Source organism: Thermococcus piezophilus (genome assembly GCF_001647085.1).
In the GTDB taxonomy this organism is placed as follows: domain Archaea; phylum Methanobacteriota_B; class Thermococci; order Thermococcales; family Thermococcaceae; genus Thermococcus; species Thermococcus piezophilus.
This window is the reverse complement of sequence record NZ_CP015520.1, coordinates 994,678-1,014,420: the sequence shown is the minus strand read 5'-3', so window position 1 is coordinate 1,014,420 and position 19,743 is coordinate 994,678. Positions and strand designations below refer to the sequence as shown.

The 19,743-nt window shown below is 47.3% G+C and carries 24 protein-coding genes and 2 pseudogenes; 15 read left to right on the top strand and 11 right to left on the bottom strand.

Features of this window, described 5'->3' with window-relative positions; translation table 11 throughout:
- Window positions 1-5: 5 nt before the first annotated feature.
- Window positions 6-1,322, bottom strand: a complete 1,317-nt coding sequence (purD, locus tag A7C91_RS05455) for a phosphoribosylamine--glycine ligase (protein WP_068665611.1) — start codon at window positions 1,320-1,322, stop codon at window positions 6-8.
- A gap of 106 nt (window positions 1,323-1,428) precedes the next feature.
- Between purD and purE the strand changes: the two genes are divergently transcribed.
- Complete coding sequence (gene purE, locus A7C91_RS05450) at window positions 1,429-1,860, top strand: 5-(carboxyamino)imidazole ribonucleotide mutase (RefSeq protein ID WP_068665609.1); 432 nt, start codon at window positions 1,429-1,431, stop codon at window positions 1,858-1,860.
- 292 nt (window positions 1,861-2,152) lie between these two features.
- Here the strand turns inward: purE and purT are convergent, their stop codons facing one another.
- On the bottom strand, window positions 2,153-3,442 hold the full coding sequence (gene purT / locus A7C91_RS05445; protein ID WP_068665607.1) for a phosphoribosylglycinamide formyltransferase 2: 1,290 nt from the start codon (window positions 3,440-3,442) through the stop codon (window positions 2,153-2,155).
- A 118-nt stretch (window positions 3,443-3,560) separates the two neighbouring features.
- Between purT and purM the strand changes: the two genes are divergently transcribed.
- Complete coding sequence (purM, locus tag A7C91_RS05440) at window positions 3,561-4,565, top strand: phosphoribosylformylglycinamidine cyclo-ligase (RefSeq protein ID WP_068665605.1); 1,005 nt, start codon at window positions 3,561-3,563, stop codon at window positions 4,563-4,565.
- 23 nt (window positions 4,566-4,588) lie between these two features.
- The gene (locus A7C91_RS11150) at window positions 4,589-4,768 is read left to right on the top strand and encodes a hypothetical protein (RefSeq protein ID WP_199920140.1); all 180 of its coding nucleotides are present in this window, start codon (window positions 4,589-4,591) and stop codon (window positions 4,766-4,768) included.
- On the opposite strand, the gene purC is transcribed toward A7C91_RS11150, so the two are convergent.
- A complete protein-coding gene (gene purC / locus A7C91_RS05435; RefSeq protein WP_082871988.1) occupies window positions 4,752-5,447 on the bottom strand; it encodes a phosphoribosylaminoimidazolesuccinocarboxamide synthase in 696 nt (231 codons plus the stop codon). The two genes, A7C91_RS11150 and purC, sit on opposite strands and share 17 nt — an antisense overlap.
- 163 nt (window positions 5,448-5,610) lie before the next feature.
- Between purC and purF the strand changes: the two genes are divergently transcribed.
- On the top strand, window positions 5,611-6,942 hold the full coding sequence (gene purF / locus A7C91_RS05430; protein WP_068665601.1) for an amidophosphoribosyltransferase: 1,332 nt from the start codon (window positions 5,611-5,613) through the stop codon (window positions 6,940-6,942).
- Window positions 6,943-6,977: 35 nt separating this feature from the next.
- Here purF and pdxT read toward each other — a convergent pair whose 3' ends face one another.
- Window positions 6,978-7,571 carry a pyridoxal 5'-phosphate synthase glutaminase subunit PdxT gene (gene pdxT / locus A7C91_RS05425; RefSeq protein WP_068665599.1) on the bottom strand — a complete coding sequence of 198 codons (594 nt, stop codon included), beginning with the start codon at window positions 7,569-7,571 and terminating at the stop codon, window positions 6,978-6,980.
- A 33-nt stretch (window positions 7,572-7,604) separates the two neighbouring features.
- Window positions 7,605-8,612 carry a pyridoxal 5'-phosphate synthase lyase subunit PdxS gene (gene pdxS / locus A7C91_RS05420; RefSeq protein ID WP_068665597.1) on the bottom strand — a complete coding sequence of 336 codons (1,008 nt, stop codon included), beginning with the start codon at window positions 8,610-8,612 and terminating at the stop codon, window positions 7,605-7,607.
- Window positions 8,613-8,860: 248 nt separating this feature from the next.
- Between pdxS and A7C91_RS05415 the strand changes: the two genes are divergently transcribed.
- The 7 genes and pseudogenes from A7C91_RS05415 to A7C91_RS12160 all read left to right on the top strand — a co-directional run bounded on the left by A7C91_RS05415 (window position 8,861) and on the right by A7C91_RS12160 (window position 12,506).
- Complete coding sequence (locus tag A7C91_RS05415; protein WP_199919979.1) at window positions 8,861-9,217, top strand: hypothetical protein; 357 nt, start codon at window positions 8,861-8,863, stop codon at window positions 9,215-9,217.
- A 147-nt stretch (window positions 9,218-9,364) separates the two neighbouring features.
- Complete coding sequence (locus tag A7C91_RS05410) at window positions 9,365-9,859, top strand: hypothetical protein (RefSeq protein ID WP_068665593.1); 495 nt, start codon at window positions 9,365-9,367, stop codon at window positions 9,857-9,859.
- An 11-nt stretch (window positions 9,860-9,870) separates the two neighbouring features.
- Window positions 9,871-10,674 carry a hypothetical protein gene (locus A7C91_RS05405; protein ID WP_068665591.1) on the top strand — a complete coding sequence of 268 codons (804 nt, stop codon included), beginning with the start codon at window positions 9,871-9,873 and terminating at the stop codon, window positions 10,672-10,674.
- 639 nt (window positions 10,675-11,313) lie between these two features.
- Window positions 11,314-11,688: pseudogene (locus A7C91_RS12175) on the top strand (type I restriction-modification system subunit M N-terminal domain-containing protein); the annotation flags it as partial.
- 6 nt (window positions 11,689-11,694) lie between these two features.
- Window positions 11,695-11,847 carry an N-6 DNA methylase gene (locus tag A7C91_RS12170; RefSeq protein ID WP_267886260.1) on the top strand — a complete coding sequence of 51 codons (153 nt, stop codon included), beginning with the start codon at window positions 11,695-11,697 and terminating at the stop codon, window positions 11,845-11,847.
- Between the two features lie 38 nt (window positions 11,848-11,885).
- Window positions 11,886-12,170, top strand: coding sequence for a hypothetical protein (locus tag A7C91_RS12165; RefSeq protein ID WP_068665587.1), 285 nt, complete (start codon window positions 11,886-11,888; stop codon window positions 12,168-12,170).
- A gap of 201 nt (window positions 12,171-12,371) precedes the next feature.
- Window positions 12,372-12,506: a hypothetical protein gene (locus A7C91_RS12160; protein ID WP_267886211.1), complete on the top strand. Its 135-nt coding sequence runs from the start codon at window positions 12,372-12,374 to the stop codon at window positions 12,504-12,506.
- 143 nt (window positions 12,507-12,649) lie between these two features.
- Here A7C91_RS12160 and A7C91_RS11135 read toward each other — a convergent pair whose 3' ends face one another.
- The 4 genes from A7C91_RS11135 to A7C91_RS11730 all read right to left on the bottom strand — a co-directional run bounded on the left by A7C91_RS11135 (window position 12,650) and on the right by A7C91_RS11730 (window position 16,089).
- Window positions 12,650-12,853, bottom strand: a complete 204-nt coding sequence (locus A7C91_RS11135; RefSeq protein ID WP_199919978.1) for a hypothetical protein — start codon at window positions 12,851-12,853, stop codon at window positions 12,650-12,652.
- Window positions 12,854-13,226: 373 nt separating this feature from the next.
- A complete protein-coding gene (locus A7C91_RS05390; protein ID WP_068665584.1) occupies window positions 13,227-13,676 on the bottom strand; it encodes a DUF6884 domain-containing protein in 450 nt (149 codons plus the stop codon).
- Entirely contained in the window at window positions 13,673-14,455 is a 783-nt protein-coding gene (locus A7C91_RS05385; protein ID WP_068665582.1) for an N-glycosylase/DNA lyase, read from the bottom strand. Before A7C91_RS05385 ends, A7C91_RS05390 begins: the two co-directional genes overlap by 4 nt.
- 143 nt (window positions 14,456-14,598) lie before the next feature.
- Window positions 14,599-16,089: a protein NO VEIN domain-containing protein gene (locus A7C91_RS11730; RefSeq protein ID WP_267886259.1), complete on the bottom strand. Its 1,491-nt coding sequence runs from the start codon at window positions 16,087-16,089 to the stop codon at window positions 14,599-14,601.
- Between the two features lie 36 nt (window positions 16,090-16,125).
- Here A7C91_RS11730 and A7C91_RS05375 point away from each other — a divergent pair.
- The 4 genes and pseudogenes from A7C91_RS05375 to A7C91_RS05365 form a co-directional block, all read left to right on the top strand.
- Window positions 16,126-16,497 (top strand): annotated as a pseudogene (locus A7C91_RS05375) (N-6 DNA methylase); the annotation flags it as partial.
- A gap of 129 nt (window positions 16,498-16,626) precedes the next feature.
- The gene (locus tag A7C91_RS12155; protein WP_267886210.1) at window positions 16,627-16,755 is read left to right on the top strand and encodes a hypothetical protein; all 129 of its coding nucleotides are present in this window, start codon (window positions 16,627-16,629) and stop codon (window positions 16,753-16,755) included.
- Window positions 16,756-16,842: 87 nt separating this feature from the next.
- The gene (locus A7C91_RS05370) at window positions 16,843-17,136 is read left to right on the top strand and encodes a hypothetical protein (protein WP_199919977.1); all 294 of its coding nucleotides are present in this window, start codon (window positions 16,843-16,845) and stop codon (window positions 17,134-17,136) included.
- Window positions 17,133-17,384 carry a hypothetical protein gene (locus A7C91_RS05365; protein ID WP_199919976.1) on the top strand — a complete coding sequence of 84 codons (252 nt, stop codon included), beginning with the start codon at window positions 17,133-17,135 and terminating at the stop codon, window positions 17,382-17,384. The genes A7C91_RS05370 and A7C91_RS05365 overlap by 4 nt, the downstream gene beginning before the upstream one ends.
- Window positions 17,385-17,556: 172 nt before the next feature.
- On the opposite strand, the gene nadC is transcribed toward A7C91_RS05365, so the two are convergent.
- Together nadC and A7C91_RS05355 are read right to left on the bottom strand one after the other, a co-directional pair.
- Window positions 17,557-18,390, bottom strand: a complete 834-nt coding sequence (nadC, locus tag A7C91_RS05360; RefSeq protein ID WP_068665573.1) for a carboxylating nicotinate-nucleotide diphosphorylase — start codon at window positions 18,388-18,390, stop codon at window positions 17,557-17,559.
- Window positions 18,377-19,687 carry an ATP-binding protein gene (locus A7C91_RS05355; RefSeq protein ID WP_068665571.1) on the bottom strand — a complete coding sequence of 437 codons (1,311 nt, stop codon included), beginning with the start codon at window positions 19,685-19,687 and terminating at the stop codon, window positions 18,377-18,379. The genes nadC and A7C91_RS05355 overlap by 14 nt, the downstream gene beginning before the upstream one ends.
- Window positions 19,688-19,743 lie beyond the last annotated feature (56 nt).

Sequence of the window (19,743 nt, the reverse complement as noted above, 5' to 3'; positions counted from 1 at the left end):
CCACCTCAGCAGGCCAAAGGCTCGAAATCTTTACCGAACTCCCTCATCAGCCTGATCCTCTTCTCGATGCTCTCTCTCGTTCCAACGTCCTTCCTGCAGAACAGCTCACCCTTAACGTGGGAGATTCCTTCCGAGGCTATCCTCTCCGCTTCCTCAAGCGTATCTGCTACACCAACCACTGCCAAGGCACGTGAGCCGAGTAAAGTGAGGTTCTCGTCAATTGAAGCATAGTAAAGCTTCGCTCCCGTCTCGACTATGGCCTTCTCATCGAGTTCTATCCTGACACCCTTAACAGGGTGCGTTGGGTACCCCTCGGGGGCGAGGTACTTCACGACGGTGGCCTTCCTCTCGAACTCGGCTTTCTTTAATCTCCCGTCGACGATTCCCTCCGCTATTTCAAGGAGACTTGTCTCCAGAAGCGGGAGGACGTTCATCGCCTCAGGATCTCCGAAGCGGGCGTTGTACTCGATTATCACCGGCCCCTCCTTGCTCAGCATGAACTGACCGTAGAGGATGCCCTTGTAGGGAATTCCTTCTTTCCTCATGGCCTCGACCGTTGCCTTCAGCGTCTTCAGAGCCTTCTCGTAGTCATCCTTCATGACAAAGGGCTGGAGGTGATTTGAGCACGAGTATGAGCCCATTCCGCCCGTTATCGGGCCTTCGTCGTTCTCATAGGCGTGTGGGTAGTCCTGGACTAGAGGCATCGGCAGAACCCTCTTCCCGTCCGTGAAGATCTGGAAGGTGAACTCCACTCCATCGGTCCTCTCCTCGATGAGGACTTTACCGTCCTTTCTGATAAGCTCCTCAGCGTAGACCTTGGCCTCGTCGTTGTCCTCTAGCTGGTAGCCGACGACCTTAACCCCCTTGCCGCCGGTAAGGCCTAGAGGCTTAACAACGACTGGCCTCCCGAAGTTGTCTATCCAGGATTTCATCTCGGCAACGTCCTCAAAGACCCTGAAGAGCTTCCTTCCAGGGATTTCGTGCTTCTCCATCAGCTCACGGGCAAAGGCCTTGTTGGTTTCGAGCTTGGCAGCCTCCTTACTCGGCCCAACAGTTGGGATGCCGTTTCCCTCCAGAACATCCACGATACCGGCTTCGAGAGGGGCCTCGGGACCAATGAAAGCAAGCTCGACTCCCCACCTCTCTGCATACTCGAGAACCTTGGGAACGTCGGTCTCCTTCACCAAGCTGTACTCCTTCGCAAACCTCTTAAGTCCGGGATTAACATGCCTTGAGACAACGTAGAGCTCGGCCCCGGCCATTACAAGAGCCTCGCCTATGGCGTTCTCCCTACCGCCGCCACCAACGAGCAGAACCTTCATGATGTTCACCATAAACTTGTCAAAAACTTTAGTTTTTAAGCTTTGTTTTTACACAAAAACGGCAAAATTTATAAAGGTCAACGACGAACGAACTCCGGTGAAGACCATGAAGGTGCTCGTGGTTACGGGGAGTAAAAGCGACAGCCATATAGCCGAGAAGGTGACTTCAGTTCTCGACGAGTTCGGAGTTTCATACGACCTCGAGGTTGCTTCAGCCCACAGGGACCCAAAAAAGGTCGAGGAGTTGGCAAAGAAGGACTATGATGTTTTCATAGCAATAGCAGGCCTGAGTGCGGCCCTGCCGGGCGTCATAGCCGCCCACACGGTTAAGCCGGTCATAGGTGTCCCCATTTCGGCCAAACTGGGCGGCCTCGATGCACTGCTCAGTATCGCCCAGCTCCCACCCGGCGTTCCCGTCGCCACCGTTGGCATAGACAACGGCAAGAACGCTGCTCTGCTCGCGATTGAGATACTCGCACTCAGGGATGAGAGACTAAGAAAGAAGCTCGAAGATTATAGGGAAAGGATGCGCGGTTAGTGGCTTCCCTTAAGGTCGAGGCTGATTTCAACCGCCTGATTTTAACATCAAGAGGGCATACATAATATAGGCACATTAATCAAATTTAAATTTTTCGCATTTTTTCCAAAGATTTGATAAAGTTCTAAAATCCTCATCACAATGCCAAAAACTATCCAACGTTACATTACATGTTGTCTACAAATTAGAGCGTTTTGTGCTCATTTGTTCTGTCAAAAAGCACATTCTGCGCCCGTCACGTGTTGGGGACTAATCCCGCCAACCCCAAGGAAGCTGACACCTAAAAAAGGTGTTAAAGAAGGTGCCTCCTCTTTTCATAGTCTTGATCGTACCAGTCGGAGCTCCTCGTCCTGAGTTCGACCATGTGGGCGACCCTCTCAGCCCTCTTCTTCGCTTCCTGAACATCCCTGTCCCATGCTAAAGCAACACCCAAGCGCCTTCCAGGGTAAGCTTCGGGCTTTCCAAAGAGCCGTACTGTGGCATTCGGAACGCTCAGAGCTCTGGCCAGCCCCCTAAAGCGCGGAGAATAACCTGAAACGTTGGCCTTGATGACGTGGGTCGCTGCTGGGGTCAGCATCGGGAATAGGCGATAACCATCAACCCATTCACCAGGTATTGGCAAGCCGAGAACGGCCCTCAGGTGGAGGCCAAACTCCGAGAAGCCTGGCGGATGGGAGGCGAGCGTCACCATTCCAGTGTCGTGGGGTCTCGGGGAGACTTCGTTGGCCCAGACCTTGCCACCCTTAACGAACATCTCGACGCCGAAGAGGCCAAGACCACCGAGAACATCCGTTATGCGCTTCGCTATCCTGTAAACCTCCCGTTCAGCTTTCTCACTTATCTCGGCCGGCTGCCAACTGGCGTGGTAGTCACCGTCTATCTGGTAGTGGCCAACGGGCTTGGGGAAGGTCGTCACAATTTCCCCGTTCTCATCGTAGTGCCTGACTGCCAGCTCGGTTATCTCGACGTCGAAATCGATGTGCTCCTCGACGATTATCTTGTCTGAACTACCGCGGGCCTTTTTCTTCGCCTCCTCCCAGGCCTTAGGGATATCCTCAGGACCCTTCACGAAGTAGGAGCCCTTTCCGCTGGAGCTCATTATGGCCTTGGTGTGGCAGGGATAGCCAATCTTTTCGCACGCCTCATAGAGCTCGTCGAGAGTTGTTGCATAGGCATATCTTGACGTTGGGACCATAGCTTCCTTTGCTAAAGTCTCCCTCGTCCTCTCACGGTGCATGGCTATCCACGTTGCTTTGGCGTTTGGCACGACGAAGTAACCTTCTTTCTCAATCTCAAACAGCGCGTCGAGGTTGATGGCCTCAATCTCAGGGATTATTACGTCAGGCTTCTCCCTCTCCATGACACTCCACAAGAAGTCCTTGTCCTTCATGTTGCCCACATAAGAGCGATGAGCAACCTGCATGGCGGGGGCGTTGGCGTATCTATCTACCGCCACAACCTCAACGCCCAGGCGCTGGGCCTCTATAGCTATCTCCTTCCCGAGCTCGCCGCTACCGGAGAGGAGTATCTTCTGGGCAGAATCCGTCATCGCGGTTCCTAGCTCATCCCTAAGCTTCACCATAAAAATCACCTCAAGGTTTGACGTTAAAATGTTAAAATTTGCAAGTATTTAAGCCTTTTTAAGCAAGAAAATGGCAAACCTTTTAAGCCTCCACGCAAACTAAGGCCAGGTGTTGCTCATGCTGACCTATGCCCAGGCTGGTGTGGACGACGAAAAGACGGCTAAAGCTCTAAAGAGTATAATAAACGCCGCCAAGACAACCTTTGCCTTCAGGAAAGGAAAACTCGGAGAACCGGCCCAGAACCTCGGCCACTACGCAGCCTTGATGGACTTCGGAAGCTTTCACCTCGCCATGACGACCGACGGAGTAGGCACTAAGATTCTGGTTGCTGAGGCCGTTGGTAAGTTCGACACCATAGGAATAGACATGATAGCCATGAACGTGAACGATCTGCTCTGCGTTGGGGCTGAGCCAATAGCGCTCGTTGATTACCTCGCAGTAAAAGAGCCCGACGAAGGAGTCTTTTCCCAGATTGCGAAGGGTCTCCACGAAGGGGCAAGGCAAGCGGGAATAGCCATAGTCGGCGGCGAAACCGCCGTGATGCCCGACCTCATCAACGGCTTCGATTTAGCCGGAACCGCCATCGGTGTCGTCGAGAAAGACGGAGTAATAACGGGCGAGAAGATAAAGCCAGGGGATGTGGTCATTGGAATTTCCAGCTCAGGTGTACATTCAAACGGCCTAACCCTTGCCAGAAAGCTCCTCATTCCAAGATACAGCCTCGACTATGAGTTCGATGGAAAAAAGCTCTGGGAGCACCTCCTCGAGCCGACGAGGATTTACGTCAAGCTCGTGCTTGAGCTTTTGAAGAGTGTTGAGGTTTACGGACTGGCACACATCACTGGCGGAGGCCTGCTCAACCTTAAGCGCCTAACGAACTACGGCTTTTCCCTTGAGATGCCCCCACTAGAGGGGATATTCAAGCTGATCTACGAGAACGGCGTTCCGCTTGAGGAGATGTTCAGGGTCTTCAACATGGGAGTGGGCTTCGCTGTCATAGTCCCTCAAGAGGGGAAGGAGGAGGTCCTCGAGGTTCTCAACAAACACTACGAAAGCTTTGAGCTCGGAATGGTTACAAAGGAGCCAGGAATCGTCGTGGAGAACTACGGGGTAAGGCTTTAAGCCCTTGCCTTTACTTTTCTTTGGTGGAGCAGGTGGAGATGACGGTTAAGAGAAAGGCCTTCCTTGAGGAGCTGTCCAAGGTCGTAGATGATGCCGTTAGGGAGTATGGCCCGAGACTGAAGAGAATAGAAATAGTGGAGGATGAAAAAGGATGCTACATTGTGTGGATAACCTATGATTCGGATTTCAGGCCTCGCCCGTAAGCCTCTTATAGAGCTCCTCGTAAGCGCTTATCAAATCCCCCCTGTCGAAGCGGAAAACGTCCTTGTCGAGGCTCTTCCTCGTTCTGGCGTCCCAGAAGCGGCAGGTGTCAGGGCTTATCTCATCCCCAAGGACTATCTCACCTCTGCCGTTCTTTCCGAACTCGAGCTTGAAGTCGACGAGGATTATTCCCCTCTCGGCGAAGTACTCCCTCAGGATTTCGTTAACCTTCAGAGCTATACGCTCCATCTCTCTGATTTCCCCTTCGCTTATTCCGAGGATTTTGGCGTGGTAGTGGTTTATCATCGGATCTCCTTTGCTGTCGTCCTTGTAGTAAAGCTCGATTATCGGCTCCGGAAGCTTGGTTCCTTCTTCCAGCGGAAGGCGCTTTTTCAGGCTTCCAGCAACGACGTTCCTGACCACAACCTCGAGCGGATACATATCGAGCTTTTCAACAATGAGCCTGTTGTCACCAGCAACGCCTATGAAGTGGGTCTTAACACCCCTCTCCTCGAGAACCCCGAAGAGAGTCGCGCTTATCTGGGCATTAAACCAGCCTTTTCCTTTGAACTGGGCCTTCTTCTTGCCGTCAAAGGCCGTTGCATTGTCTTTGAATTCCATGATAACCTTTCCACCGTCGAGTGGGATTATCTTCTTGGCCTTACCTTCATAAACCTGCATGGGTTTCACCATATTTATGTAAACTTTGCGAATATTTAAGCTTTGTTTTGCCATTAGTGTGACAAAACATGAGCAAAGCTTTTAAGCATAAAACACTAAAAAAGGCCGTCAAAACAGACCATAATTATCACTTTCAAGTCAAACCAGTGTGTGAGGGTATGCCATGAGGGAGAATTGCGGAATCTTTGCAGCGAAGACTGAAAACGCCCCGAAGAAGGCATACTACGCACTCATCGCTCTGCAGCACCGCGGCCAGGAGAGCGCCGGCATAAGCGTCTGGAAGCACAGAATTAAGACTTTAACCGGCCAGGGGCTTGTCTCGGAGGTCTTCCACAACGGTGAGCTGGCGAAGCTGAAATCGAACCTCGCCATAGCCCACGTCCGCTACTCCACCTCCGGCTCGCTGAACGAGACCCAGCCGCTTGAAGTTTCCTGCTGCGGTAAGAGGCTTGCCTTAGCCCACAACGGCACACTCACAAACTTCCTGCCCCTGCGGAGACATTATGAGAAGCTCGGCGTGAAGTTCAGCCACTCCGTCGATTCCGAGCTCCTTGGCGTTTCCTTCCTCTGGCACCTCAAGGAAACCGGGGACGAGTTCGAAGCGATGCGGGAAGTTTTCAATGAGGTCAAAGGCGCCTATTCCGTTGCCTTACTCTTCGACGGTAAGCTCCTCGTCGCAAGGGATCCAGTTGGTTTTAGACCATTGAGCTATGGAAGGGGCGATGGTCACTACTTCACCTCCGAGGATTCCGCGCTGAGGCTCTTTATTGATGAGATAAGGGACGTAAAGCCCGGGGAGGTCTTCCTCGTGGATGATTCGATTGAGAGCAAAGTTCTAGTGGAGGAAAATCACCACCACTGCGTCTTTGAGTACATCTACTTCGCCAGACCAGACAGCACGCTCGATGGGGTGAACGTTTACAGCGCCCGCGTGAGGATGGGCCGTGAGCTCGCCAAAGAGAGTCCAGCGGAGGGTGATATCGTCATAGCGGTGCCCGATTCTGGAAGGGCAGCCGCTCTGGGCTTTTCCCAAGAGAGCGGCATCCCATACTCCGAGGGGCTCATAAAGAACCGTTACATCGGAAGGACGTTCATAACCCCGGGGCAGTTCTACCGCGAGCTGAAGGTCAAGCTCAAGCTCTCGCCAGTTAAGGAAATCGTCGAGGGCAGGAAAGTTGTTCTCGTGGACGATTCAATAGTCAGGGGCACGACGATGAAGAGGATTGTCGCAATGCTCAAAAAGGCCGGCGCGAGGGAGGTGCACGTGAGGATCGCCTCGCCGCCGATAAGGCATCCCTGCTACATGGGAATAGACATCCCCACCAGGCACGAGCTCATAGCCGCTTTTGGTAGTGTTGAAAAGGTCAGGGAAGCTATAGGGGCCGACAGCTTAGCCTACCTTAGCGTCGAGGGGCTGAAAAAAGCGGTGGGGAAAAGGGAGCTCTGCACCGCCTGTCTCACCGGAGAGTATCCAGAGTGGGCCTTCCGCTTCTGAGCTTCCTTATTCTGCGTATATGAAAATTTGTAAAGTCAAAGAGCCCTCCTGAGGAAGTACTCGTGAAGCCTTGCGTCTTCGGTTAACTCAGGATGGAACGCTAAGCCAATGATGTTCCCCTGCTCTACGCCAACGACCTCATCGCCGTGCCAGGCTATCGGCTTGATCTTATCGCCCAGAAGCTCGACTATCCTCGGCGCGCGGATGAAGACACCTGGGAACGGTTCATCACTGAAGGACAGCTTTAACGGGGCTTCGAAACTGTTCACCTGCCTGCCGTAGGCGTTTCTGTTAACCCTGACGTCGAGGAGCTCCAGAAAGCGCTGCCCCTCAACGGCTCCCTCGACCTCCTTTGCGAGGAGGATTAAACCTGCACAGGTGCCCATTATTGGAAGCCCTTCCTCACCGAGCTTCGTAACCGGCTCAAAGAGACCGCTCTTCTGCATCAGCCGAGATATGGTCGTGCTCTCCCCGCCAGGCAGGATTATTGCGTCAATGGCATTCAATTGCTCGGGCCTCCTCAGCCAGAATGCCTCCCCCCCAACGCCGAGCTTTTCCAAAGCCCTTTTTGTTGCATCGATGTGCTCGCTCACAGCCCCCTGAACACCGATAACTCCGACTTTGAGCACCTTCTCACCCCCAGAAATAGAGAAAGAAAAAGCTCAGACGCCCCTATCCTCGAGGCGGACCTCGAGCTCCTCAATCTCTAGACCCTTCATGGGCTCTCCAATCTCCTTGCTTATCTCCACAAGAACGTCCGGCTTGTCCCAGTGGTTTACAGCTTCGACTATGGCCCGGGCCATCTTTTCCGGATTGGAGCTCTTGAAGATGCCGCTGCCCACGAAGACGCCGTCCATGCCCATCTGCATCATCAGGGCAGCGTCGGCTGGAGTGGCAACTCCTCCAGCGGCGAAGTTAACCACGGGCAGCCTTCCGAGCTTCTTTATCCCCAGGAGAATCTTGTAGAGACCGTCAACTATCTCGCGGTAGGTGTAGTGACCGTAAACAGGCTCGTTCTCGAGGATCCTCTCTGAAAGGCCGCTTATCTCCCTTATCTGCCTGGCCAGCCTGAGGTAGGGCTCGGCAAACTTTTCAGCCACGCCGTAGACCTGCTCGTCCGTCATGCGCTGGATGAGCCTTATGTTGTCGGCGACGAGCCTAACGTGTCTGACTGCCTCGACGATGTTACCGGTTCCGGCCTCGCCCTTGGTTCTTATCATGGCGGAGCCTTCCCATATCCTCCTAACGGCCTCCCCAAGATTCCTCGCTCCACAGACGAAGGGAACGTTGAACTCCCTCTTGTCTATGTGGAAGAACGGGTTCGCTGGAGTTAAAACCTCACTCTCGTCTATCATGTCCACACCGAGCGCCTCAAGAACTCTAGCCTCGGCGACGTGGCCTATCCTGACCTTGGCCATGACGGGAATCGTCACCGCGTCCATTATTTCCTGGATCTTCTCTATCGGAGCCATCCTAGCAACGCCGCCGGCCTTCCTAATGTCGGCCGGAACTTTGTGAAGGGCCATGACAGAAACTGCACCGGCCTCTTCCGCAATCCTCGCCTGCTCGGCGTTGGTGACGTCCATTATGACGCCGCCCTTAACCATCCTGGCAAAACCGCGCTTCAACCTCTCCGTGCCCTTAGCCTCAATAACGCGGAGCCTTCCCATTGGTATCACCTTTTCAAGCTGTAACTTGCAATAATCTCAAGAAAAAGCTTGAATATAAGGATTGCGATGTGGAAGCAGAAATGACCAGGGAAGCAGTTTAAAGACTTAACAGCCGGGGAATATTGTATAGGGTTGTTCGGATTGGATTAAAAATCCAGCAAATATTTTCTGTCCTCAATTACTACTCAACGATGTTTGCCAAGACATGCCTCAGTTGTTACTAAGCAAAGTTTAAAAACTACAATCGTGTGCTCAACACTGATGATACAATGAAATTGCGTAGGATTGTTGCTCTTACCCCGGTTGTGCTCTTTCTTGGAATGACCGTCAGCAGTGCAAGCGCCACGGCAGAGTTAGTGAACACTACCTCGAACAGCACCGTAGAACTCCCCTCAGAATTCAATCCTGAGAGGAAGCCAGGAGATAAAGTCCAGCCGCAGTTCCTACCAGCTATTGGTGTTGGTATAAGTATAGTAGTGGGCAGTACTGAACTGTTAGCCATAACCGTAAGCTTAGCCACAATAGCTGTCATTGGACTTTACAGGGTCATTGAGAAATACGGGGCGTTCACCTGGCAAGTATGTGCTGAGGGCCATAGGCATTAAACAAACCTCAGAGTTTGGTGACGGTTTCCTAACGACTGCAGGCAATTACATGAGGGATCCGGACGTTAATTACAACCTAAAGAAATCTGGATCATCCCACTACCCAAAGTTGAAAGTATTGCGATTTATAATGGCCCAAGAAAAATAGTGGGAGTCAAAACCAGCGAGCTTGACCAAGTCAGCTGCCTCTTCAGTCCAAAAGAATTCGGACAACTACTCGCACAAGCATGGCTCAACGGATGGGACGCAAATGACGCGAAGAAACTTGCCGAGAAATTTGAGAAAGAATATCCATATTTTGGAAATATATGGTTTAAAGGAGCAACACTATCTTGCGGGGTTTTTGATGGTGGGTGGGTTATACTTGACAAGGAAGGAGTTAAACACATCATTAAACGACATATACTCACGAGGGCGTATAGGTCCAAGGACAAATTTAAGTACCTCTCTGCCCAAGACATCATGAGGGAAATAAAAGAGACCATACGGAATCCAGATGATGTGGACTGTGGAAAGAAGCCGAACAGCATGCTACTCGTGAGGTACTCTCCGAAACTTGGAACAAAAATGGCAGTAGTGCTTGAAAAAGTGGGAAATGGGTGGTATAGGATAGTCACCGCATTCCCGGCATCTAAATATTAGGGGGCTGTGTTATGGTGTATTTCTCCTTTTATTTTACCACAGAGGAAGATGGGTTTCCGGTTCTGATAACAGCCGAGGAACCCATTTTCATCACTGAAGAACCCATCCTGGTAAAAGAGTTCCTGAATATGCTGATGGAACTCGTAAATTTAAGAACAGTTTCCACAGATATATTCGGGTTGAAAATCATAAAAAATGGAGAGTACGTCAAGATTAGACTTCCAGACGGCAGGAACATCCAGGTCTCCGCTGGAGAGTTCACTAAAAACGTTCAACACACTATAGAAAACATACGCCGTATTCTACAGAAGAGGCCAGTGAAAGTGAAGCATTTAAAATTTAGACTCCTCCGCCCGGAGGAGTTCTGGAGCGAGGGCGATGAGAGCTACCTGAATGAGTATGATATCGAGATTTATGGCGACGTTTACGTTCTAAACGCTACTATAAACTTGAGGGATTACCTGGATGACCTGAGGGGACTGAAAGAGTTTATTGAGGAGGGAAAACTACCTAAGGAAAAGTGGAGAGTGGTGTGGGACATCGCTCAACTAAAGCAGGGCTTGGAAAAAGCGCTACCAACACTGGTCAAGTCGGCTGACTGTGTTAGTCCACCTTTTGTCCGATTTAATCTTGGCACTTATGATCCATTGGAGATAGTTTATGTCTCCAACCTTGGCGACAGAGCTGCCCTGTTCTTTGTTGCATGGGCCAAAATCGCAATTAAAGTTCCTAAAGAAGTTCTTTTAATGGCTCTGAACGATGCAATAAGGGACGCGGAAAAGGAACTCGAAAGGCTAAAGTTGTCCGGGTGGTGAATATGTCTTTTTCCATCTTTTTCTTCGGCTGGGAGTAGGCACTCCGGGGGCGAGGTTTCGGTGGATGCCCTGACGGTTGCACTCCGGCACGGAGACGAGACCATACTACAGAATTGAGCGTTTTGGGATGTTGTCTTCATTTACGTTCACTTCTTCTACTCACCGATTTTAGAGAGACTTGAGCTCTTCGGCGTTGATGAGTGATTGGTTATAGCGGATGCAAACAAGAGGGAGCCTTTCAAAGCTCTGCCTTATCTATAACGAATTTCGGTTTATTCTCGCTGAGGAGCAAATTTTTGAGAATTTGAGAACGCATGTAAGAAAGCGGAATAACAAAAGATGCCACCGTTCATTCCTTAAGACATTCATTTGCAACTCACCTGATTGAAAGCTGACTTAGATGCATTCAGGAGCTATTAGGGCCCAAAAGCTCGAAAACGATAGAGTTATATACTCATGTTGCTACTAAAGATTTGAGAAAATAAGGAGTCCGCTGGATTTGATGGGAATGAAAGAATGATTGGGAAGTTCGCATATTCTGCTAAACTTGGAGTTCCCAAAATATGTGGCTCGGCTTTAAAAATTAGAGGTGTAGTGATGTAGTTTGGAAAGCTTGATACTTCAACATTAGAAAATTGGCTCTGGGAAGCAGCATGTAGTATTAGAGGAGAAATAGATACTCCAAAGTATAAAGATTACATAATTCCATTGATATTTTACAAAAGGCTCTGTGATGTGTATGAAGATGAAATAAAGAAGCTTGCCAGTGAATTTGGAAATGAAGAGATAGCAAGGAAGCTTGTAGAAAAAGACAGAAAACTCGTAAGATTCTACATCCCTGAAGAATGTCTCTGGAAGAATATCAGGAAAATAACAACAGGTTTGGGTGAAAAATTAACAGAGGCATTGAGAAAAATAGCAAAAGAGAATCCAAAATTGCAGGGAGTTATTGATATTGTTGATTTTAATGCAACTCAGGCAGGACAGAGAATAATAAGCGATGAGAGCATCCACAGGTTAATGCAGAGTCTGAGCAAGTACAGGCTTGGCTTGGATGATGTAGAGCCTGACATTCTGGGCAGAGCATACGAATGCCTTTTGAGAAAATTTGCTGAAGACTCGGGGCAGTCGGCGGGTGAATTCTATAGAAAAAAGAAGTTAAAAGGCCTTTAAAGCTCTATGGACAGGAAATAAATCCATTTATCTATGCAATGGCAAAGATGAACGCCTTTATCCATGACATGGATGTAGATATAAGGGTTGGGGACACAATAAGGAATCCAAATTTTGTCAAAGAAGCTAAATACTGTGAGAATAAACCAAAATTCATCATTGATAAAGCTCTGCTAATCGATGCACTGAAAAGTCTTAATTTAGAATACGGGCATCAATTCCTTTGTAGAAGTAAGATTGAATCAGTTTTTCCACTAAAGCAGAGGATAAAGATCTTTTTCTGTTCGATTAGCTGTTTTAATCTTAAACTGGAATTTTCGTAAGCTGTTTATACTTTACTACAACGAGGTGGTTATGTTAAGCGGACACGTCCCGAAGTTCTAACGAAAATTTAATAAAAGATTGAAACTCGGTTAAAACGCAGGAGGAATCGAATTTGTCTGAACGAGAAGGAGATAGAGAACAGCATGAACGACTTTTTAAAGCTTCAATGAATCCTTTGAGAAAAAGGATTGTCGAAGAAATTGGAAATGGAGAGATTAACAAGAGATGAACTGAAAACGAAACTCAGTAATGTTTCAGACTTTGAACTAAGCTTCAACCTTGAATACCTAATCGCTGAAAGATTTGTAGTTGAGAAAAATGCTGTATCTAACTGAAGATGGTGTAGATCTAGCTCATAGGGGTTGAAAAATGGTAAAATATGAATGTATCGTCTGTTAGTACATATACAATGAGTATGAGAGCGACCCAGATAATAATCTTCTATTTATACTGTCTCTTTTGGACCTCGGACCTCAAATTAACTCATGTATTGATTTAAGGCCTCCACCATAACCCTGTCATCAAGCTCTACAAAGTGAGAGTCCATGTCAGCTTTGGCCAATCCCTTCTCCAGATGAACTGTAGGATATATCTTACCTGTGCAGTGCCATTCTCCCTGAGAGTAAGTGATGGAGAGCTCGACGTGTGGTTCTTTGATGCTGTTGCTGCTGTAGGAATCCACACCAACGAGAACGTGATTAGCATTTATCTCAATACCTCTCAGCAGTTTCTCAACCCATAACTTTCCTTCTTCTGCAGCCTCTTCAAATCTTCTGAACTTTCAAGGAATTATTAAAAATCCACTTGGAGTCAGAAAATAGTCCGCTTTGAAATCCAGTTCTGAAACTTTTTCCAGTGCTTTTCTTGCATACAAATCTTCTGCTGAAATTGCCTTCTATGAAAAGCCTGGCAATTTTCACTTTACCTGCTTCAAATTTTTGAATTTTAATTTCTCCAACCTTTTCAGGCTGTGGGGTGAGTATAGCTTTTTTAAAGGTTTACCTGACCATTCAGATCAGCTCCCAACATGCTTTTTACATAAATAATTAAATAATTTAAAGCTCCCTTCCATCTTCTATGGCTCTCTTTATAGCAGATATCATTAGACCCATTCCTCCAAGCCCCTTGAGCGGAGTTATGATCTTCTTTCCTGCGAACACCTTTCTGACTATTTTCACGTAATTGCTACCCGCAACAACAACTATCTCGTCATATTTCATCAATCCTTTTTGCTCTGCCTGTCTTCTCAGTTCTTCAACCCCTATCGGGTTCGTTTTTGGATCGTTGAATGTCACGTTATAATTTCCGGGAATCAGTTCATCCGGAAAGAGAAAACCGTATTTGGCAGATAGAATCACATATCTTCGGGGATAAAATCTCTCAGCATAATCAATGCATGCTTTTGCAAAGGGACCAATGTAAACGTCCTTTGCCTTTGTGGGTCCTGCATCAGGATTTTTGTCCCAGATTTTTAACTTTCCACACGGGACTACACATAGCCTCATCTTCTCAACACCTCCGATATTCTCTCCCCAACTTCCTTCAAACCGAATCTCGAAAAATAATCCACTATCTCAGAATCTCTCAGCACGCCAATCTGCCATATCAGAGAATCAAGGTGAATCATGTTTATTCTCTGGCCATTTTTTCTCAATCCCTCCAGAACTTTGTTCCAGAATCTTCGCACGTCCTCGTCAGTATTCACGGCTATACCGAGTCTTCTCGTGAATTCTCTGACTCTGTAATCCACAGGAATGGGAATACTCTCGAAACTGAAATTAGTCTCCCCAGCCATGAGAAGTGCAATCCCGAGGCATTTCATCGCAAAGACAATTGTTTTTGCATCTCTATTCTGTTTCATTGTTGTAGCAAGCTCATACCAAATCTTGACGAAATTCTCAGCAACATCCTTTGCACTTGATTCCCATAACCATTCAGCGAGTCTGCTTGAAAGGAACCGACTCAATCTCTTCAGTTTTAGATCTGGCAATCTTTCTCTGCTGTAAAATTCTGAAAGAATCGATTTTAGGTCGGACAGGCTTTCAGGAGGTTTGCAGGACTCCAGCAATTCTCTTATTTTTGGCCAGTATGCTACCTCGGCCTTTCCTTTAAGCTGAAAGTCGTTTAATCCGGCTGCTGTCATGAGAACTGCAAATCTGCTGAATCCATATTTTTCAAGAAATTCTCGCATATTCTTCCATTCTGGTTCTTCCTGAACAATTTTGTTCCAGACTTCCAAAGGAATTTGTGAGAAGATTTCCAAAATTTCATTCAGACTTCTCATAAAACTCACCAACACCCTGTATTCCGTACTTAACTTTTTCCGAATAGTATATTGCCCCTATTACTTTTAAAGTTATTTATCTTCCGTCTTAGTTTCCTGCCAAACTCAAAGGAGTCGAGCGAGTGATATATTTATTTAAATTGTTAAATCCTGGGTTTGAAATAAACTTTATAGACTTCTTCCTTAATAACCTTAGTCCTTTTTTCTTTCTCGATAGCAAGCTTGCTTATGGGATCTCTAATGGTAGCTAATATGGGATTATCACTCAAAGCGTTATACACAACGTAAAGCCAGTATTTATCTCCCCTACTCTTTGCGAACTCAAACTCGCCTTTTGGAAGTATTGAGAACACAGCGCCCCTAGCATGCCCCTTTACTTCTATATATCTTTCACCTCTCCTCATACCCTCTTGAACATCCTTCTCATTTTTTGGATATGTATAGAAGTCAAACTTCATCGTATTTTGCCTGTCTTCTATTACCCTACCCTCTCTTTCTTCATATCTTTTTACAAACTCCACAGCAGCCATTTCGACTTTCTTCCTAAAACTTTCATCATACTCTTCTGGATTTCCGGGTGTAGAAGGTAGTCTTAAGACTGTTGTCAAAATTTCGAGTCTTATATTTTTTATACCAACATCCTTCCAAAGTCCTCCATATTTTGAAGAGTATTCCCTGTAAGGACGTAAGAGAGAGTTAAATCTTTCTTCAAGCTTAATTTTGATCATGCTCTTAATACCTATTCCCGGCCTTATTTGCTTTTCATAATAGATATCATCCGGGACTATTGATCTTTTCACGACTTCAATAATGTACTTCAAAGCATCTATACCCATCTTAATATCATCTCCAAAGACTACGAGCGGAATCTTCATCTCATGCTCAGCAAACTTTACGGTAGCAATCACTATATAGTCAACGCCCTCTTTGTCGTCCAATATAACAAGTATTTCTGGTATTCTTCCATCAATCGTCTTCAGCAGTTCATAAATTTCATGAACATTCCTAACTTCTAGAGAACACAAATTTACCACGTCTAATAGTAACTTTTCTATCTTCTCTGAATCTCCTACACCAAGTCTTTGAAGTTGTTCTTTTATAAATTCTGCAATCTCTGTCGGATATATTCTCTTTCTAAATATCTCATCTTTAAGATCTGCAATCTGCCTCGCTATAAGTTCCATAAGTTCGTCAAATTCTCCAGTGATCTGCGAAAGCGCTATCCTATACTCTGTTATCTTTCTTCTCCTACCTTTTATTTTAACCTCGCCAAGCTCAGAAACTGGTTCGAATATCTGATCCACGCTACCAACATCCTTCTCATACGCGGCATGAATCTTCTCTCCGAGTATTGCTCTTGTATCACTCAAAGCTTCATGTATGTTAAGAAGCTTTACATAAAGAGCGTTAGCAATATCTAAATCTGCTCTAGTTGCAAGGAAGAGGTTATATACAAACACTTCTTTTTCTTGCCCAAGTCTCCAAACTCTTCCTATCCTCTGTTCGAGCTTTATCGGAGTCCATGGGGATTCATAGTTTACGACGACGTTTGCAATCTGCAAATTGAGACCTTCTGATGCTACATCTGTTGCTATGAGAAGACTTCTTTCTTTGCTCTCAAAATCAGCAAGAATGCTTATTGAAGCAGTGATTTTACTCCCGATAATTTATTTTACAACACAACAGCACCCGGAACCATAATTGTGATAAATAAGGCGAAGAAGCATAAGGGCGAGATTTTGCTTATAAATGCTTCAAAGGAGTTTGCAAAGGGAAGACCAAAGAATTATTTGACGGATGAAAACATAAAGAAGATACTTGATGCATATTTCGGCTGGAAGGAAATAGAAGGTTTTTCAAAGATCATAACAATAGAGGAGGCAAGAAAGAACGATTATAACTTGAGTCCTTCCCGTTATGTTTCAGTTGATGAGAAAGAGGAGATTTTGCCAGTTGAGGACATACTCGTTGAGCTTGCAAAGGTTAAGGAGGAGAGGAGAAAGGTTGATGAGGAATTGAGGAGAATATTAACTAAAATTTGAGGTGTGAAAATGGATCAAAAAAGCATAGAGATAGCGGAAAATGTCATAAGGGCTGTTAAGTAAGGAGATTTGGAGCCTGAGGATGCTGGAAGGATGTTAAGGAAAAAGAAGCTTGAATGATGCGGGGTGGTGGGATTGAGTATATTGAACTGGTTAAGGGGTAGAAAGAAGAGAGAACAGGTATCGGATGAGGGAGAGGGATTTTTTATCCTGTGGAAGTATAGGGAAGTTCCCAAGAACGTAAGGTCCTACGGATGAAGCTTTAAGATCCCTAAAGAGCTCCCGAACTGGCTTGACAATGAAGTCAGAATTCCCAGAGGACTATTGAAAAACAAATTTAACAAATTGGCATCAGACCTGTTCTTGAGATCCTTTCTTGGAAGTTATGATCCAACTTTAGTCATCTACGGGTTCAGGGAGGATGAGTATATCTATCTCGTAAGTGTGGATTACAGGAAGGTCTGTAGGGTACCGGTTAAAGAGTTTGCGAAGGTTGCAATAAACGTCACTGACAGGGCCATCCAAGAGTTGGAATCCTGCACTCGCATATTTGAGGAGAACGGGATTAAAGGGTACCTAAAGATAATTAATGACTACAAAGAACTCCTTAAAAACCTGAAAGAATTGAGCGAAGAATGAGGATAGTGATGGACATTAAATTTTGTGTTAAGCCAAGTCTTGAAAAGCTGAAGGAATCCGATGGATTTGGTGCTGAGATTGAGGTTGAGATTAACGGGAAAGAGTTTGTATTAGCACTCTGCTACATTGTGCAGGCGCTGGCGGCAATCCTCGCTACAGTAACCTTCGCGGTTGCATCGTGCGATGAAGCCACAGTACGAGGAGTACTTAAAAGATGCCACAGAAGATGCATACTTAACCGCCCTTGAACGGGTGAAGGAGCTTATACGAAACAGCAGGTATGCAAGTGCACTGGGGAGAAAATAAGTGCAGAATTATGATTACGAGCTCCAACAGTTCGGGCGGCACCCTAAATTTTTGCCTTGGCCGGCGAGAGATACAGAAGGGAACCCAAAAGAAAAACGCATGGAAGGATAAAACTCACAGCCTCCCAACGATATCGAGGCTGACATCAAAGTTTCTCACCGAGTGCGTCAGGTAGCCGAGGCTTATAACGTCAATGTCAAGCTTGGCGTATTCGGTTATATTCCCGGGCGTTATTCCACCGCTGACTTCAATTTTAACTCTCTCCCTGAGCCCTTCCCGCTTGAGGGCTTCTAAAACCTCGGCTATTTCCCCAGGCTTCATGTTGTCGAGCATCACAACGTCGGCACCTGCTCTGGCCGCTTTGATGGCGTCCTCGAGGGTCTCGACCTCAACCTCGACGACCGTGTAGACGCTGAAGGCCTTGGCGCGCCTTATAGCTTCTTCCAGGGGGACAAGAGCCAGGTGGTTGTCCTTTATGAGTACCGCATCGCTAAGGGAAAAACGGTGGGGCTCACCGCCGCCTATGAGTATCGCCCTCTTATCTATCGGCTTGAGGAGGGTCTTCCTAGTTCCGGCGACGCGAATCCTCGGGTTTATGGCTTTGGCCTTCCCCACCAGCTTTCTGACCTCGGTCGCTATGCCGCTCATCCTGCCCATAACGTTTAACGCTGTCCTCTCGACGAGAAGTATTGCCCTCGCGTTCCCTTCGAGCTCAAGGAGGACGTCGCCCCTCTTCACGGCCTCGCCATCCCTCTTTCTGACCTCAACTTTAACCCCGAAGTGCTCGAAGAGGGCCTTGACTTCCTCAACGCCCGCTATTATTCCTTCCTGCTTTGCGATGATTACGGCCTTTGCATTCAACTCCTCCGGAATAACTGCCTCACTCGTGACGTCGCCGAAGGGGGCGTCCTCCTCTACGAAGCGAATGAGATAACTAAGGTGAATCATTACTGTCACCTCCAAGCAGGAACTTCCAGAGAGGGATGAGCCTGACCTTTTTCCCTCCGACCTCACGAATGTCATCTCTGTTCCAGTTTATTATCGTGAGGTTTTCGCAGTCGAGTTTCTCCGAGGCATTCACCAGTGCCGAGATCTCTCGTTCGAACGTTTCGGGGGCTTCAAGTGAATAACTGACCTGTATGAGCTCCGAGATATCCTTTCCATCCTTCACGAGGAAATCAACCTCTCTCCCGCGCTCGTCCCTGAAGTAGTAGAGCTCATTCTCACGTCTTCTAAGTTCAAGGAAAACGGCGTTCTCGATGAGCCTACCAATGGTCTCCCCGAAGCGAAGCGAGTAGGCGTTTATCAAACCCGTATCAACGACGTAGACCTTGGGAAGGCTATTCTCAACCTCCCTCAAGTTGTAGGAAAATTTCTTGAGCGGGAAGATCACGTAAGCTTCTTCAAAGTAGTCGAAGTAGCTGTAGAGGGTGTTCTTGCTGACGTCCACGCCAATACCCTTCATGTACCTAGCCGTTCGGTTCACCGAGAACTCCTTGGCAAAGGACGTTATGAGAAGCTTCAGGAACAGCCTCACAGCTTTTAAATTCTTTACCCCGTGCCTTTCAACAACGTCGCGATACAGCATCACATCCACATACTCGGAAAGCGTTTTCCGCTTTAGGTATGTGTCCTCGATAAGAACAACCTCTGGAAAGCCGCCGAACTCTAGGTATTCCCTCAGAAGAGTCTTGACAACCGCCTCTTCTCTCGTTGAGAGATACCTACCCACCTCAATCCCCTTCGCTCTAAGGAACTCTCGGAAGCTGAAGGGTAGCATCTCGAATGTTAGAGTTCTTCCCCGAAGGGCCGTTGCTATCTCCCTGCTGAGGAGTTTTGAAGAGGAGCCGGTTAAGTAAACCCTGAACCCATCACGTTCCATGACACGCTTAACGAAAAGCTCCCAGTTGGGGACGTTCTGAATCTCGTCGAGAAAAAGGTACTTCTCGTCGGCATCCGGGAAGAGCTCGTAGAATACCCTCACGAGAGTTGAAAGGTCATCGGGTGTTGGAGGGTATATCCTGTCATCGTCGAGAGGGAAGAAGACGGCTGCTTTACCAGCCTTCCTCAGTTTGGAAAACTTTTGAAGAATGTAGAAGGTCTTCCCAGCCCTTCTTGGGCCGATTATTGTTATTGCTTTGTTTATTCGGATGTCCTCAGAAATCCTCAGCTCACGCTCGACACCTTTAACGCTGAGATTGAGATAGTCCATCACAATTTGGGCCATTGTTTCCTCGCGGCTCATGTTAGATAAAGAGGTAAAAATCCTTAAAAAGTTTCCCTCTGTACTTGACAAAAATG